The organism is Sphingomonas sp. NY01 (assembly GCF_038809135.1).
Taxonomy (GTDB): Bacteria; Pseudomonadota; Alphaproteobacteria; order Sphingomonadales; family Sphingomonadaceae; genus Sphingomonas; species Sphingomonas carotinifaciens.
Genome location: NZ_CP101722.1, coordinates 1,980,001 through 1,995,293, shown reverse-complemented (window position 1 = coordinate 1,995,293; position 15,293 = coordinate 1,980,001). Strand labels below are relative to the sequence as shown.

At 62.0% G+C, this 15,293-nt stretch carries 17 protein-coding genes (1 of these 17 running past the window's edge); 3 read left to right on the top strand and 14 right to left on the bottom strand.

Going from position 1 to position 15,293, the window contains the following annotated elements; genetic code table 11:
* Window positions 1-8: 8 nt before the first annotated feature.
* From queC to NPJ82_RS09730, 11 genes are all read right to left on the bottom strand, one after another.
* Window positions 9-716 (bottom strand): 7-cyano-7-deazaguanine synthase QueC, encoded by a 708-nt coding sequence (gene queC / locus NPJ82_RS09780; RefSeq protein WP_342657221.1) that lies wholly within the window; start codon window positions 714-716, stop codon window positions 9-11.
* On the bottom strand, window positions 713-1,087 hold the full coding sequence (locus NPJ82_RS09775; RefSeq protein ID WP_342657220.1) for a 6-carboxytetrahydropterin synthase: 375 nt from the start codon (window positions 1,085-1,087) through the stop codon (window positions 713-715). Before NPJ82_RS09775 ends, queC begins: the two co-directional genes overlap by 4 nt.
* A complete protein-coding gene (gene queE / locus NPJ82_RS09770; RefSeq protein WP_342657219.1) occupies window positions 1,087-1,719 on the bottom strand; it encodes a 7-carboxy-7-deazaguanine synthase in 633 nt (210 codons plus the stop codon). Before queE ends, NPJ82_RS09775 begins: the two co-directional genes overlap by 1 nt.
* The gene (dbpB, locus tag NPJ82_RS09765; RefSeq protein ID WP_342657218.1) at window positions 1,716-2,804 is read right to left on the bottom strand and encodes a DGQHR domain-containing protein DpdB; all 1,089 of its coding nucleotides are present in this window, start codon (window positions 2,802-2,804) and stop codon (window positions 1,716-1,718) included. Before dbpB (NPJ82_RS09765) ends, queE begins: the two co-directional genes overlap by 4 nt.
* Entirely contained in the window at window positions 2,767-4,098 is a 1,332-nt protein-coding gene (dpdA, locus tag NPJ82_RS09760) for a tRNA-guanine transglycosylase DpdA (RefSeq protein WP_342657217.1), read from the bottom strand. The genes dbpB (NPJ82_RS09765) and dpdA overlap by 38 nt, the downstream gene beginning before the upstream one ends.
* Window positions 4,095-5,207 carry a DGQHR domain-containing protein DpdB gene (gene dbpB / locus NPJ82_RS09755; RefSeq protein WP_342657216.1) on the bottom strand — a complete coding sequence of 371 codons (1,113 nt, stop codon included), beginning with the start codon at window positions 5,205-5,207 and terminating at the stop codon, window positions 4,095-4,097. The genes dpdA and dbpB (NPJ82_RS09755) overlap by 4 nt, the downstream gene beginning before the upstream one ends.
* On the bottom strand, window positions 5,204-6,118 hold the full coding sequence (locus NPJ82_RS09750; RefSeq protein WP_342657215.1) for a hypothetical protein: 915 nt from the start codon (window positions 6,116-6,118) through the stop codon (window positions 5,204-5,206). Before NPJ82_RS09750 ends, dbpB (NPJ82_RS09755) begins: the two co-directional genes overlap by 4 nt.
* Window positions 6,119-6,438: 320 nt before the next feature.
* Entirely contained in the window at window positions 6,439-6,933 is a 495-nt protein-coding gene (locus tag NPJ82_RS09745; protein WP_342657214.1) for a hypothetical protein, read from the bottom strand.
* A 104-nt stretch (window positions 6,934-7,037) separates the two neighbouring features.
* Window positions 7,038-7,673, bottom strand: coding sequence for a hypothetical protein (locus tag NPJ82_RS09740; RefSeq protein WP_342657213.1), 636 nt, complete (start codon window positions 7,671-7,673; stop codon window positions 7,038-7,040).
* A complete protein-coding gene (locus NPJ82_RS09735; RefSeq protein ID WP_342657212.1) occupies window positions 7,673-8,266 on the bottom strand; it encodes a hypothetical protein in 594 nt (197 codons plus the stop codon). Before NPJ82_RS09735 ends, NPJ82_RS09740 begins: the two co-directional genes overlap by 1 nt.
* A 135-nt stretch (window positions 8,267-8,401) precedes the next feature.
* The gene (locus tag NPJ82_RS09730) at window positions 8,402-8,767 is read right to left on the bottom strand and encodes a hypothetical protein (protein WP_342657211.1); all 366 of its coding nucleotides are present in this window, start codon (window positions 8,765-8,767) and stop codon (window positions 8,402-8,404) included.
* A gap of 939 nt (window positions 8,768-9,706) precedes the next feature.
* Between NPJ82_RS09730 and NPJ82_RS09725 the strand changes: the two genes are divergently transcribed.
* Window positions 9,707-11,212 carry a Fic family protein gene (locus NPJ82_RS09725; RefSeq protein ID WP_342657210.1) on the top strand — a complete coding sequence of 502 codons (1,506 nt, stop codon included), beginning with the start codon at window positions 9,707-9,709 and terminating at the stop codon, window positions 11,210-11,212.
* Between the two features lie 40 nt (window positions 11,213-11,252).
* Here the strand turns inward: NPJ82_RS09725 and NPJ82_RS09720 are convergent, their stop codons facing one another.
* On the bottom strand, window positions 11,253-11,645 hold the full coding sequence (locus NPJ82_RS09720) for a hypothetical protein (RefSeq protein WP_342657209.1): 393 nt from the start codon (window positions 11,643-11,645) through the stop codon (window positions 11,253-11,255).
* Between the two features lie 10 nt (window positions 11,646-11,655).
* Window positions 11,656-12,288, bottom strand: coding sequence for a hypothetical protein (locus NPJ82_RS09715; protein ID WP_342657208.1), 633 nt, complete (start codon window positions 12,286-12,288; stop codon window positions 11,656-11,658).
* A gap of 295 nt (window positions 12,289-12,583) precedes the next feature.
* On the opposite strand from NPJ82_RS09715, the gene NPJ82_RS09710 reads away from it, so the two are divergent.
* A complete protein-coding gene (locus tag NPJ82_RS09710; RefSeq protein ID WP_342657207.1) occupies window positions 12,584-13,123 on the top strand; it encodes a ferritin-like domain-containing protein in 540 nt (179 codons plus the stop codon).
* Window positions 13,124-13,211: 88 nt separating this feature from the next.
* Here NPJ82_RS09710 and NPJ82_RS09705 read toward each other — a convergent pair whose 3' ends face one another.
* Complete coding sequence (locus NPJ82_RS09705; RefSeq protein ID WP_342657206.1) at window positions 13,212-13,424, bottom strand: hypothetical protein; 213 nt, start codon at window positions 13,422-13,424, stop codon at window positions 13,212-13,214.
* A gap of 541 nt (window positions 13,425-13,965) precedes the next feature.
* Between NPJ82_RS09705 and NPJ82_RS09700 the strand changes: the two genes are divergently transcribed.
* Window positions 13,966-15,293, top strand: the 5' end (the start) of a protein-coding gene (locus tag NPJ82_RS09700; RefSeq protein WP_342657205.1) for a TonB-dependent receptor. The gene runs 1,627 nt beyond the window's last position; only the first 1,328 of its 2,955 coding nucleotides appear in the window; it begins with the start codon at window positions 13,966-13,968; the stop codon falls past the right edge of the window.

Below are 15,293 nucleotides of genomic sequence, written 5' to 3'. Positions count from 1 at the left end.
GCTGAACGTCATGCCGCGCGTGTCGCGACAAAACTCTCCCAGCCCTTCTCACGCAGATCGCAAGCCGGACAAGCGCCACAACCATAGCCCCAGTCGTGTTTGGTCGCGTGGTCTCCGACATAGCAAGTGTGGGTAGCATCACGAACGAGATTGACCAGCGCCACACCGCCCAACGTCTCCGCCATCGCCCAAGTTTCGGCCTTGTCGATCCACATGAGCGGCGTGTGGAGCACGCAGTTGCTGCCCATGCCAAGGTTGAGCGACACTTGGAGCGATTTCAGCGTATCATCGCGGCAATCGGGATAGCCCGAATAGTCGGTTTCGCACATGCCGCCGACAAGATGCCGCAGATGCCGACGATAGGCGAGCGTCGCAGCCAAGGTGAAGAACAAAAGGTTGCGACCGGGCACAAAGGTGTTAGGCAGGCCATCCTCGCGCAGCGCGATCTCGGCGTCGCGGGTGAGCGCCGTCTCGCTCACCTGGCCGAGGATCGAGAGATCGAGCATGTGGTCGGGTCCGAGCCGGTCTGCCCAATGTGGGCGCACCTCGACCACCGACGCGCGGAATTCATCCCGACATTCAAGCTCGACGCGGTGCCGCTGGCCATAGTCGAAGCCGACGGTCTCGACATGCTCGAACCGGTCGAGTGCCCAAGCAAGGCAAGTCGCGCTATCTTGCCCGCCCGAGAAGAGGACCAAAGCGCCGCGATCGTTCATGCCGGCACGTCCTCGCCCCAATAGGAACAGGCTTCACCGCTAGAATCGCGATAGACGCTGACGCGGAACAGGTTGGTCACGACAGGCTTCAGTCGGTTCCAGATCCAACGCGACAGATTTTCCATTGTCGCTGGGCCAAGGTCCGTGATCTCGTCAAGAAAGCGATGATCGAGCGCGTCACGTGCCTCTTCCATCGAGGCTTCGAGCACGCCGAGGTCGACGACCATGCCGGTGACCGGATCGGGCCGGCCCCGCACGGTCACTTCGGCGCGGTAGCTATGACCGTGGATGCGCCGGCTCGACTCAGTCTGGATGATGCGATCGAGCGTGTGTGCGGCGTCGAAACGAAACTGCTTGCTCAGTTCGAACATCAGCGAATTCCGATCATCTTGTGGGACTGGAGCGAAAGGCGCCAGCGCGGGTTATCGGTACAATAGGCGATTGCGGCAGCGAGGTTGGCATCGCCATCGGCACCGTCCATCGGTTGCAGGAAGAAATGGTCGAAGGCGAGCCCCATGAACCGTTCCGGCATGGCCTTGTCCTGAGGATAAACGAGCTTGAGTTCGTTCCCTCGCGTCAGCGTCAGTGGGGCATCTGCCTTTGGGGAGACACAGATCCAGTCCAGGCCTTCGGGTGCGGCCTGCGTGCCGTTGGTTTCGACTCCGATCTCGAAGCCGTGGCTATGCAGCGCATCGACCAACTCAAAATCCACCTGGAGCAAGGGCTCGCCACCGGTCAGCACGACATAGCGCATATCAACCGACGGTCCCCATTCCATCGCGATCGCATCGGCCAGCGTCGCGGCGTCGTCAAAGCGCCCGCCGCCGGTCCCGTCCATACCAATGAAGTCGGTATCGCAGAAGATGCAGACTGCGGCGGCTCGATCCTGTTCGCGGCCCGACCAAAGGTTACAGCCAGCAAAACGGCAAAAGACGGCGGCGCGGCCCATTTGCGCGCCTTCACCTTGCAGCGTCTTGAAAATCTCTTTGACGGCGTAGCTCATCCGCGTGCCGGCTCCCGTTCGAGGAGCGGCGCGGGGCCGGCTTTGCGGCGCTGGCGCTGATCGACCTTCACCAGTCCGACGAGATAATGTTTGAGGAGCGCGACGTCGCGATTGACGTTCTGGAGCGATTTCCAGCGTCGGACTTCACCATCGAAATTCCAGTCTCCCGAGGTCCAAGCAGTCTTACCTTTGAGGCATTCGAGACCCGAACGAAATTCTTCGACCGAGCGCGCATCGGCGCGCGCCGCCAGCACTTCCATGACGTCACCGAGTGCCTGGATGCCGGCACCGTGCAGCAACCGTGAGGTCGCCGGTGTGTGGCCGTGCCAGTCGCTATGGAAGGTCTGCTTGACCGCCTCGAAGAAGTTAGAGACGAGCCGCACCGAGCGCTCAACGCCCTTATGCCCCTTGATCGTCTCACGCAGCATGCCGTTGGTGAGCGATTCCATGATGACCTTCTGCATCACGGTATCGGCGATCATGCCGTCGGGCATGGTGTGCTGCTTGATGCGACCCTTGAGCGCAGTGTTCTCGAAATTCAGCCGCGCGGTGATGTCGGCTGCGGTCGACCGGCGGCTGAGACGCGCCGGCAAGTCATCGACCGTCGGGAGCAGTTCATAGATCAACGATTTGGGCAGTGGCTTGGTGTTGTTGATCAGTACGAACTGGCGGCGCAGTTCCGCCTCGTCGCGACAGATCAGAACCGACACGAAAATTTGGAAGCTGCGGTCGACATCCGCGAGCGCCGAAAGGCGTTGCTGGCCGTCGACGACCAGACCGGGCGCGCCGTTGCTCATGTCGATGTGCAGGCGAGCGAGCCCGCCATCGAGCGGCTCGACCCGGACGCCGTCGGTGAAGGCGACCACGATGGGATTGGGCAGAACCGAATTGGGCTTTTCGAGATAGTCCCGGATTTCACGAATATGCGCGGCGACCTGCGGCCGCTGGAACCCGCTGAGTTCGCCTTGCACGTCGCGGCCGATGCGATCGATCTTCGCGAAGCGCAGCACGTCGGCGGCTGTCGCCGCGAAGCTGAGCACGACATGCTCATCGCTCTGCTGCGCACAGACGGTGTTGAAAGTCATCAGGTCGGTTGACGGCACGCTTCAAATCCAGTCGTTCAATATGGTCTTGGTAGATCGCGAGATTGTGGATCCCACGGCGTTTGTTGCGGTTGCTGCCGCGAAAGATGATCACCTCGATCGAAGCGTCGCGGCAGATTGCGCAGGAGCATTGCTTCCACGGCGTATCGTTCAGCGTCCTACGATAGCGCTCGGTGAGTTTGGCGAGTGCAACACTGTCCGCGCAATCCTCATAGGGCTTCTCCTCGACAAGCGCCGCCGAATAGACGATCACATGCTGAAGCACCTCTTCGAGATCAGCTTCGCCGCGGTCGAAAGCGCGCAACGCACCTAGTGCCAGCGCCTCGAGCCGCACCAGATCCTCGGCACGGAACATTCCCTTTTTGACGGCGCGTTGAAGCTTCGGGTTCTCGATTGCCTGCGGTACGCGGATCGAGGTGTAATAGCGCAGTGCCAGCCCATCGCCAGGAAGATAGTAATTCTGCTTGGCGTCCTTGAAGGCGCGGAGCAGCGGCGACGTTGTATCGAAGCTGGCGATGTCATAGCCGTGGAAACTGTCGATATCGTCGGCCTTGGCGAAGCCCAGGATATGCAACTTGGTCGAGGGCGGGATCACTGCCCGGATCGCATCAAGACAGATTTTGATATCGGGCGATTTGAGCGGGACCATTCCGCCAAGCGCGAGATAATCATAGCCCATCGCGACGAGCCGGCGCGCCGCTTCGGCCATGCTGCCGGGCGACCAACCCTGGACAACGCCGAGTGGAGTGAAACTGGCATCCATGCCTAATGCCTCGCGACGGAAGCCATCCGCATTTTCGAGCGTGATGTCGAAGCGCGCGCGGGCATCCTGAGTGCCGCCCTGCATGCCGGTCAGCGTAGATTCGAAGTCGAAGATGATATGGTCGACCGAACAGCCATGGGTGAAACCGCATTCGTCGTAGAAGCCGGCCATTTCCGCCGGGGTGTAGGGCGGACGATCTTCCTGGACATAGGTGAAGGCCCCGCAATCGCCGAAAATATCGAGATGCATGAACTGCGGCGTGTCGAGCCGCATGAACTTGCGGACCCCAACAAGTTCGAACCGGCGCGCTTGGCTTGCGGTATATTTCCCCTTCACTCGGTGGTCGCCGACGATGCCGCGGGAGACCAGCACGCCGTCATAGGGTGCGTAACCCAGGATTTCATGGGGGTATGCGTCGTCCCAATAGGGCTGGCGCTCCGCCCGGCTACGATCAGCGACGAAGTCGAACGCCGGGTCCACATAATCCAGGCTGTCGGCGAAAATGAACTTCATTTCGCGGCCCGCGCGAGGTCGCGTTCGAGATGAAGAAGATGGTCGGTCAGCTTGGTGATATGCTGGGACGTCGACTGGATCTCGTTCCAGGCAAAGCCCAGCCCTTCCCAATTGCCCTCGGTCCAGCGGCAATGCGGGGCGATTTCGGCGAGCCGCCCTCGAATGGCCGCCGCCTTGTCGGGGGCTGTATCGACGCGCAACATTAGCGTATCCATCAGCGCGCCCATCGCGCGAATGCCGGCCGAGTGCATCAGGCGGCTTTCGGTCGGCGGACGCCCCCAGGCGTTGGGAAAGGTATCGCGCACCGCATCCCAATAAAGCAGCAGCAAGTCGTACATCGCGGCGGTGTCGTTGCCCGTCCCGTTCTGGCGGAACTGGCCAAGTGCCCCGGCGGCGGTCTTGAGACTGGATTTCATCGTTTCGATGAGCGCGGTATCGGTGACAATGCCGGCGCGGTCTGACTCGCGCTTGATCAGACCATGGAATGGCGAATTGGGGTCAGTGTTGAGCGCTTCGCACAAAGCACTTGGCAATTGCTTGGCCGCTAGATCACGCGGCAGCAGCACGCTCACTTCCGGCAGCAGTTCGTTGATCAGCGTGGTCGGCAACGGCCGCACTTTGTTGACCAGGATGAACTGCTCGCGCTGGGTTTCGACCGCATCGGAAACGAAGCCGATCACCGGCACGGCGATCGTTTGATTCTTGGCCGCACCGAGCGCGAGCGAACGTTGCTGGCCGTCGACGATCCAGGCAGCGCGGCGGCCTTCTGGGTAGATTGGGATCGACAGCGTGCCGGTCTCGCCCACTTCGGAGGATTCGCCCGGCGGGCGCCCGCGCGACCGCGAAAATTCGATAGTGGGCGAGAGCGCCAGAATGATCGCGTTGGGAAAGAGCACCGGGCCGCTGTCCAGAAAGGCGGTTATCTGTTTCACATGGTCGCGGATTTCGCGACGCTGAAAGCCCTTTAGTTCATTGTCGTCGCGCCGGATGCGGCTGATGTCGGCGATGCGGTTGATGTCCGCGCCAAACAGGAAAAAGGCATAGACGCAAACGCCACCGCCCTGCTCGGCTCGCACGGCACGAACCTTGAGACAGTTACGCGCGGTCATGGCTGTTCTCCCCGGACCTGTCGCGCGAGCGCTGCGAAACGCGATTGTTCGCAAGCGATGCCGAGATCGTCGCGAAACAGGCGCAACAGCCGCGATGAACTGCCCCCAACGCTGGCCCAGTGCCCCCGGATAAGCTCTAGCAAGGCCGCATCGTCGTGGCGGACGCGATCATGTTTCGTCGGCAGACGCCAGCCAGCGAGCGCGGTTTCGACCGCGGCGACGTCCGTTGCCAATGAGCCTGCAGTGCGGAGATTGACAAAATGACGAAGCGCTCGCCCGGCAAAGTCGCTGCGTGTCCCACGCACGACACTGTCCGGCCCATCGAGGCGGTCGTCATAGGGCATCACATAGGGCCGCAATGCTAATGCGATGCGTGGCAGCGGCGTGCGGGTGAAGATCCGCAGTCGCGCCAGGACAGTAGCCGGGAGCGCCAGCAATTCCTCGGCAATCATCGCGATATAGGCGTCCGACAAGGCAGCAAGGATCGGTCCGTCGTCATCCGCCGCCATGAAATCGGCGAGCGGTCGGGCGAACGGCGACGCCGTGCGCAGTGCCTTCCACCATGTGGCGATATCATAGGGACCGGTGACCCGCGCGACGACACTGTCGGCAGCGCCGACCAACACGGTACAGGCATAAGGCGGTACGGCATCGCTGGCGTCGATCAGCCCGAGCCCAGCCGAGACGACCAGCAGTCGGGCACCCAGTGTGCCCGCGGCCGTTGATGCTTCCTGGAAGGCGCGGCCGCCATAAATTGAGGCGGCCGGAAAGCGCACGTCCGCCGCGTTGAGTCGCTGCCCCCAGGCGCTTGCGAGATCGGTCAGAGGAGCGGGCGCGAGATCGGAAATATTGCGCGCGCGCGCGACGGGTTTGCGCTTTCGATTGGTACAGTTGGTAATCACAAGCGTCACAAAGCCGTCCTCCTCGCACGCCTTCACGCGCGCATTAACTTAAACGTCGAAACGTTACAATGACTACATTAAATGCCTAAAAACTCGCAAAGGGCAGACGTGATAAAGGCTATCCCGTACGAAACGGTGGAGACAGCAATGCAACGTAGGGCGGTTCGATAACTGCCAGCCGATCGACCCGTTTGATGCGGCAACGCGGGCAGAGGGCTTCGCCGCGGCAGCCAGGCGCGCAGCGCGGGCGCTGCCCGACGGTAGCGGAGCGCGCTGGCGCCAAGATATGAACTGCTGAGTCAGCGACCTCTTGGTAAGTCCTGTTAAAATCAGGCGGCCAACGACCGGGTCCGAACGGCGGCACGATCGGCAAAGGCAACACCGCGAGCGACCAGCTTGGTGAGTCGCACCTCGGCGCGGGCGATGCCTTCGTCACGGTCTGCGGGCTGACTGGACATCTGAATCAACTCACCCGGCGCCAGCCGGTACGCCTTGCGGATGCCGGGCTGCGGCAGGATGATCGCCCGCGATCCATTGCGGCTCAGATACAGGCGGCAGTCGGTCTGCAGGTGGCAGATGCCGTCGCGTACCGCGCACAGCGTGATGTCGGTCAGGTGATAGCCGTCTTCGCCATCGGCAAAATCCAGATACACCAGATCGTTGCCGCTGCTGTGCGCGATGGCGCCCATCCGCCGCCGCCCTTCGGCTCCGCCCATTTCACCGGCGAGGATCGCCGCGCCGGGCTTCATCGCGCGGCTGCCGACCAGCATCTGAGCGACGGCCTCGGTGTAGCAGCGGATGATCGCGGTCTTGTCGGTCGTCATTGTCGTCTTCTCCATTTTCATCCCCGGATCGGGGACCAACCTCCTTCCTTCGTCTCTTGCCCCCGGCAGGTGGGCGGGACCGCTGCGGATCCCGCCCGTAATGCTCAACCATCCCGGTAGCGCGGCACCCAGACGTCGTAGAAAGCCTCCCATTCCTGCTGGAATCGCGTCTGCGCGGTTCTGGCGACAAGATCGGGGTGCACCTCGCCCCAGCCCGAGGAGCGATGGACGCGCGCCATGCAGACGACATGGGCGTGAGGCCGGCGAGCGGACAGTTCGTCACCTGGCATATGCACGACGGTCATGCTGGTCAGTCGGCGTTGCAGCGCGAGCTTTTCCAGTGTGTACATCCCGACCAGCGACAAAATATCGGCAGGTTGCCAGCTGTGCGGGAATCGCATGGTCAGCACGACCGCCAGCAACTTCTGATGCGCTTTCGCTCTGGCGTCATACCCGTGGAAGATTTCTTCCAGCGCGCCAGCCGGGACCGCGACACCGGGCGCGGTGACGATGCGGTGCATCGTGCAGGTGATCGGCCAAAGGCCATCTGCCAGCCAATCCGTATCAGCCGGCTTGCTAGGTTGCAGCTTGGCGCGGGCCAGATCGGCGACGCTGTTCTGCTTTCCCTTCGCACTCTTGCGCAGCAGGGCGTAGCCGAAATCGGGCGTCGGCCCGAGCGGATCGTCGTACACCATGTCGTCGGCGTCCGACGGGCTGATCCAAGGCAGCGGCTTGCTCATCAGCGATCCCCCCAGACGGCGGCAAGAAAAGCATCGGCCCTCGCCAGCCCCGGCGCGAGATCACAACCTCCAGCCGTTGCGGACAGCCGGGCCGGCCTCATCGGGCGCAAACGACCAAGGGAAAGGCGGAAAATCGCGTCGCTCTCGTCCGGTTCTGCAGGATCGGGCACCAGCCACGCCTCGGAGGTACGCGAAAGCCAGAGCCGGCGGGCATGATGCCAGACGGTACCATGGCGCTGCCACTCGCCGACCGCACAATAAACGGTTCGATGTCCGGCGCTCGACGCTTTCACCACCAGCGCATCGCACCGGGCAATGCGGGTGCCGCGCTCGACGGTGTCGAGATCCCCGCGTGACGGCTCGATCGACGGCACCAGCAGCAACTCGGCGGCGGCGATGTGAAGAAAATTGCGGAAAGGCATGGGCAGGATCGGCACCGATCGGTCGATCCGCCAACCGGCGCGCTCAGCGATGGCCAGCGCGCCAGACAGGGCGCGCGCCTGTGCGAGCTCGCGCTCGCGATTTACGATGTACATGGAAGACCTTGATTTTGCGCGGGAGCGGCGGGCTGCTCGCCGGCCCCGCACCATCATTTCGCCTCTACGGCACAGCCGCAGGCACCTTCCAAACCTATCCCCGGCCGGCCCGGTCGTCTTCACCAACCTATCCGGGGGTGCATGCGTTCGACATGTACGCCTGAGGCCATCGGGCGGATGATGGCACCACGATCAATGCCCGATGCGGTACCATTTCACTTTCGGTGCTTCGACGCTGTCGATCGACAGGCGAACGGCTCGCAGATCGTCGATCGATCCGCAAAACAGCTGTGCGGGCGCTTTGTTGTCCAGTACGGCGAGCGGCAGATCGAGGGCGTGGCGGATGGCGCCGCTGTCATGATTGAGCCGCCATTCCAGACGCTGCAAGATGTTGACGAACAGCCGCAACCGTTGCTGCTGTACGGCATCGAGTTGCATTGACAGCCGCCCCTCGGCGATGAGGGTGACCGCCTGCTCGCGGGTCAAGGCGATCGCCGCCATCAGATGCTCGGGCGCAAGGCGGTGGGTCAGCATGATCCGTCCGGCAAGGTCGGCCAACGCCCAGCCCAATGGATCCGACCCAGTTTGGTCGGGAGGCAAATTCATTCTATTACTCGCGATAGCAGGATCACCGCCCGGTCGGGTCGGATCAGGCTGCCCGTCCTTTCATCACGGCCCACAGCTTCGCTGACCGGGGCCGCTTCCACTCTTGTTGCTCTATCAGCGGCGCTTGCCGCTGCGCCTTCCGGAACCGCTCAGGGCGGTGGAGGACCTGGCGCGGCACCGCGCCACACTGGCGGCCCCGACAGGCCGACACGGTCGCCGGTCATGCAAAAGCGAGGCTGCCGCGACATGACAAGGGAACAATCGGCACGGCGATGACGATGGTCCCGACCAAGGCAGAATCCGGCGACCAGGACTTCGCTGCCCCTGATTTTCGCAGTAAATGTGGGTCCCCCACATTTACGGTATTGCGCCTAACTTTTTTCACCTGACAAAACGCCATTTTGTCAGGTGCTGAAATCCCGTTTGCGCGATGTCTCGGGGCGGTTTTGTCATGTCCGCCGTGCGGCCTGCTCGACACCGTCAGCGACATGACAAAACTGTAGAGGCAGGGTCTCGGACCGGCCTTCAGGCGATGATGGGCACTCGCCGTCACTGACTCTTGTGCCGGGCGCATGAATCACTGACCATTGCCACAAAGTCATCAAGTACCGGGCCGCGCTCAGTGGGCCAAAAAGCGCTGTCGTGCGCATGCCCGACTGGCGACGAGGGCAGGTGCGGGATCGCCGCGAAGTAGCCTCACCAACAGGATGTGCGACCCACCAAGACGGACTTCGGGCGTCTCGTTCATATTTGGATCCGTGGGTTCCACGATCTCGACGAAGCCATCGATGGTTTGACAGGTAAAGCCGTATCAGCCGTGAGCAGCCTTAAGTGATTTGAGATAGAAGCCCGTTCTGCTAACCGTTTTGGCATGCAATTAAGAGCTTTGACATGAACGTCGGCGCGCATGACGGTCCAGCACCGCTGGGCCACATGTGGCTGCGGGCCCATTTTGGGCTCCGCGCCCCCGCGCCTAATGTGGAAAGCTATGTCATCGCTGGGGCACGCCGGACCGAAACGAACGGCTCGAACATCGTCGAGCTTTATCCGCGCGCCTATGCCACCGGCGACGACGTCATCGCCAATCTACGGTTCGCGTTGCGATATGAACCGCTGGATCTGGGCACATTGTCCGCCGCGTTCGCGGCCATTTCTGCCGATACCATAGCGGATTGGGTCCGCCGGGAACCGAGCGGGAGCTATGCACGACGGGCGTGGTTTCTGTATGAGTATCTGACGGGCGACGTCCTTGCTGTGCCCGATGCCTCGGCGGGTAATTATGTCGAGGTGCTTGACCCCGCCAAGCACATCACCGCCGCCCGTCGCAATTCTGCGCGCCACCGCGTGATCGACAATCTGCTCGGCGTACCCGGGCTGTGCCCTACCGTCCGCCGGACGCCGCGCCTTGCGGCCCAGATCGACGTTCATATCGATGCCGAGGCGCGCGCGATCATCGAGCGGTACGATCCGGCGGTGCTGGCACGCGCGGTCCGCTACCTGTTCACCAAGGAAACCCGTTCGTCCTTCGCGATCGAGGGCGAGACGCCGACCCCGGACCGCACCGAACGGTTCGTCGCGGCGCTGCGATCCGCATCGCGCTTTGATGTCGCGGACGAGGCAGCCATCGTTCGGTTGCAGAACATGATCGTCGATCCACGCTATGCGGCCACCGGCTGGCGGACCTTCCAGAACTTCGTCGGCGAGACGACGGTCGATTTCCGTGAGGAGGTGCACTTCATCTGCCCCCGGCCAGAGGACGTGCCGTCGCTGATGGCGGGATGGATGGCACTGACAGCGCGGATGCTGGACGGTGCGGTCGAGCCGGTCGTCGCGGCGGCGGTCGCCGCCTTCGCCTTCGTCTTCATCCACCCGTTCGAGGACGGCAACGGCCGCATTCACCGCTTCATCGTCCATCATGTGCTGAGCCGGACCGGTTTCAGTCCGGAAGATCTGATCTTCCCGGTGTCGGCCGCGATCGTGCGCGACCAGCGCAGCTATGACGCGGTGCTGGAGCGCTTCTCGCAACCGCTGTTCGCCGCAATCGATTGGGGGTGGACCAACGAGCGGGAGATCAGCGTCCGCAACGACACAGCCGCCCTCTACCGCTACTTCGATGCGACACCGTTCGTCGAATATCTGTATGACCGGGTGGTCGACACCGTCCGCACCGACCTGCACGAACAACTCGGCTTCCTGACCGTGTTCGATCAGGCGATGGAAGGGGTGCGGACGGTCGTCGACATGCCTGACCGGCGTGCGGCGTTGCTGATCCGCCTGATGCTCCAGAATGGCGGGCGGCTGTCGGCGGCGAAGCGGGGTCAGTTCGCAGAACTGACCGACGACGAGATCCGCGCGATGGAAGCGGTGGTGCAGGCGGCGATGGCGGACGGCGGGTGAAAGCTTTCTGCTGGCGGTGTAGCTTCCGCCAGCACCGCCGTCAGCCCGTCCAGCGCCTGCGTGGCTCATCACGAGCCGCTGCGATCATGTCGGCATTCCGCGCGTCGATATCGGTCACGTGCTTGGCGGAAAAAGGAAGCTCGGTGCCAAGCCAGAACTCGTCATTCTCGGTGATAGCGTAGGGTTCATTATCGAGGATGCCGAGATATCCGTCCGTTGTCCGTTCTCGAACCAGAACCCACATGCGCTCGACCGAGACATCCTCGTCCGGGTCGTCCACACTGATGCAAAAGATCAACTTGGCGAAGTCGCCGACTTCCGGGCTTTCCCGTCTGTGTCGATCTGGAATCCAGAAACTGCCAGGCGCTTCCGCATGGCGCGCTTCGCCATCTTCAAGGCACCATCCGTCGATCTCGAAATCCGGCTCGCGCATCAGACGATGGTTAGCGGCAAGGACGAGGGCCGCAAGGTGCTATAGATGCGTCGAAAGCGGCAGCTTCCAGTCGGTTAGTCAAATGGAAGCCAACATACTCATCGCGGCGATAGGCTCGTCGCAATTCGCTGGCATAACGCGATCGATAATACGCACTCCAATAGCTTGTCACCCGACGCTTGGTCGTAGCCCAGAATGCTTGATTGTCGATGATGAACGCCGCCAGAATTTGCTCAATCTCTGGCGTGAGTGCCTCGGATACGTCGTCCAATATCTCGACGATGTACTCCCCCAGGAGCGCGACGATGAACGGTGCGCCCCATGGTTGTAAATCGGCCAGCAGGTCGCGAGCAGCGCGTTGCCGCTCATACCCATCGTTGCTGCGGGTCTGCAAAGCGCGCACGAACGGCCATGCATCGTCGTCCTGGCTGACCGGCAGTTTTCCAAACATGAAATACAGACGCGCCGGGATCGATACCGTTTCTTCCATCGTGCAGACGGAAAAGCGCTCGGTCCATTGCCGATCAGCAAGCTCTCGAGCCACGATTTTGGCAGCCTTCGACGCGGCGGGGCGATGCTCTATTGGAAAGGCCTCGGCGAGCATCCCAGCCCCGATGTCGGTGAGCATCTCTTCGTTGGCCATCCCAGCACCATAGTCTATGGTTTGACCCGCACAATCGAGCGACCTCGAGGCATCAGCGCCTATCTAGCGACTGACCACGTCTGCCCTTGGATTGATAAGACATTGTACGCGCTGGTTAATTCCTTGCCTTCAACCATGGCGGTTTGTTGTCGATTCCCTTCACCCGCTCCAGCCTTCGCGGCAAGCTCCGGGAGCGTTCCCGTGCCGGTGATCCAAACATGGATCAGCTAGTTTTTTCGAAACTCTGTCGAACTCTCATAGGTTTATCGCCGGTCAAACTAGGAGACCGGTGATCATGGCGAGCACTTTCGACAGTCGAACGGGCGACGGCCTGCGCGCAATTTTCGTGACCGGGTTGCGCAATGCGCATGCCGTCGAGAAGCAGGCACTATCGATCATGACGCCGCAGGTCGAGCGGATCGAGAATTACCCCGAGGTCGCCGACCATCTGCGTGCGCATATCGACGAGACGCATGGACAGATCAGCCGCCTGGAGGAGATTCTGGCGTCACTGGAAGAGAGTCATTCCGCACTGAAGGACACGGCGCTGAGCCTGAGCGGCAGCATGGCGGCGATCACGCACAGTGTGGCGGGTGACGAGATACTGAAAAACAGCTTCGCCAATTATGCTTTCGAGCATTTCGAGATCGCCAGCTACAAATCCCTGCTGACGCTGGCCGATGATGGCGGCTTTGGCGGGACGCACACGGCGCTCAAGCAGTCGCTGGGTGAAGAGGAGCGGATGGCGCAGTGGATCGACGAGCATCTGCCGGTGATCACGCGCCGCTACGTGCAGATCTATTCGGAGGAAGGGTCGTTCCAGGCCAAGGTGTGATCCCTTCCTGACCGCGAATGGGGCGGCATGATCGTGAAGGTCGTGCCTGCCCCGCCGTCGGTGATCGCGATCCCGCCGCCATGAGCCTTCAATGGCGAACTGGCGGTAGGACTGCGCCAATTCGCGTCGCGCCGTAACGCGGATCGCGACGACGGGTCGGTATCTTAACTGGTCGGTTCACGCTGACCAGCGCCTGCTCCTCGATGTCGATCATCCCGGCGGCGGCATGCGGCGCAATGACCCGTGCTCCAGAATAGCGATCGGCCAAGCGCATCCGAAGCAAGGCGAGCATGATGGCCATCGCAAACGCTCCGCTGAGCTGACCGCGACGCATTGTAGTATCGCGGCAGCCAGGAACAGGCATGAAGCGAACGCGAAGCTACCCAGCCGCTATCTTGGTCCTGTCCAAAAGCCAGTTATGCGCCTCGATGATGGGGAGGGGCGCCAGCAGTGTTTGCGGCAGCGCTGCGGCGGCCAACGGAAGCGGCTGGCGAAGTTGACGGCATCGGTGAGGACCAGACGGGGGGTACGTCGTGCCGCCTGGGATCGACGCGTCAGGTGATGTGCTTAGCGCGCAGCCATGGTGCCGATTTTTTATCGATCGGTACTAGTCGGACTTATTCCTGATTTGTGATCGCCGCCTTCCCATTTTCGGGCATTGATGGTCACTCCGTGGCCCATGAGCGTTGAACTGGAGAACCCAAAAATAAGCAGTTACGCGGCATTTTAGAGTTTGCGTATTCAAGACGAGTCATAATCTCTCTTGCACCCCCGCGCGCGACGCCATATCGGATGTCAGAGTAATACCGGGATCACAAGCCGGGGTAGGAGGGGTTATGTCCATGGCGATCAAGCCATTTGTTCTCGGTTCCGCGTCGCTGGTGTCGCTGGTGATCGCCCAACCGGTCTGGGCGCAGACCGCCCCCAATAGCGGCGGCATCCCGCAGGATCTGCCCGAACAGCCATCCGATGGCACAGTGGCACGCCAGGAGGGCGATGCGGTCACCGCGGATCAGGCCGCAGCGCCTGCATCCGGTGCCGTTGGGGAAGAAGAGATCGTCGTTACCGGGGTGCGTGGCAGCATCATCGGTGCGATCAACGTGAAGCGTGACGCGACGCAGATCGTCGATTCGATCGTTGCGGAAGATGTCGGCAAGCTGCCCGACAACAACGTCATCGAAGCCTTGCAGCGTGTAACCGGCGTGCAGGTGACGAACCGGACGGGCGGCGAGGCGGCGGGCTTCTCGATCCGCGGCCTGCCCGACGCTTTGACCACGATGAACGGGCGCAACATCTTCACCGCGTCGGGCCGATCCTTCTCGCTCCAGGATATTCCGGCGAACCTGGTCAAGCGGATCGACGTATACAAGACGCGTGCCGCAGAGCAGATCGAAACGGGTCTGGCGGGTCAGGTCGACGTCTTCACGCGGCGCCCGTTCGATTTCGACGGCTTCGCGATCTCCGCCGTGGCGCGCGGCATCTACAATGAGCAGGCGGACACCTTCAATCCGAACATCTCCGCGCTGGTCAGCGATCGCTGGGAGACGGGGATCGGCGATATCGGCGTGCTGGTGAACGGCAGCTATGCCCGCACCAAATATCGCGACATGACGGTGACCGCCGGTGCGCTGGTGCCGTTCGCGGCGACCACCATTCCGGGCAACGCGGCGAACACCTGTAGTCCGAGCAATCCCAATGGCTGGGTAGTGCTGGAGCGGCTTCAGCCGAGCGATTGTCGTGCGCCCGGGCAAGCATTGTGGCAGCCGGGCACCGACCGGGGCCTTGCCACCGCGCCGGGCTCGACTTTGCTCGTGAACGGGCAGCAGACGCCCTATTATCTGTCTCGCGACGCGGTGTTCAGCTCGGACCTGACCGGTCAGCGTGAGCGGCCGGCCGTGAACGCGGCGATCCAGTGGGCGCCAAACTCCAGTTCCGAATACACGTTCGAGTTCTTCTGGAACCAGTTCAAGGCGGACACCTATAACAGCCTGATGTTCTCCTTTGTCGACTGGTGGGGTAATCTTGGCCCCAATCCGTTGTCGACCGTCGGCCTGTATGACGGCAGCAACCTGGTGAAGACGCGGGCAGTCGGCAATGTTTTTGGGTTTAACTCTGGTGATTATACCCGCAGCAAGACCGACAGCTTCGTCTATGCGCTGAATGGCAAGTG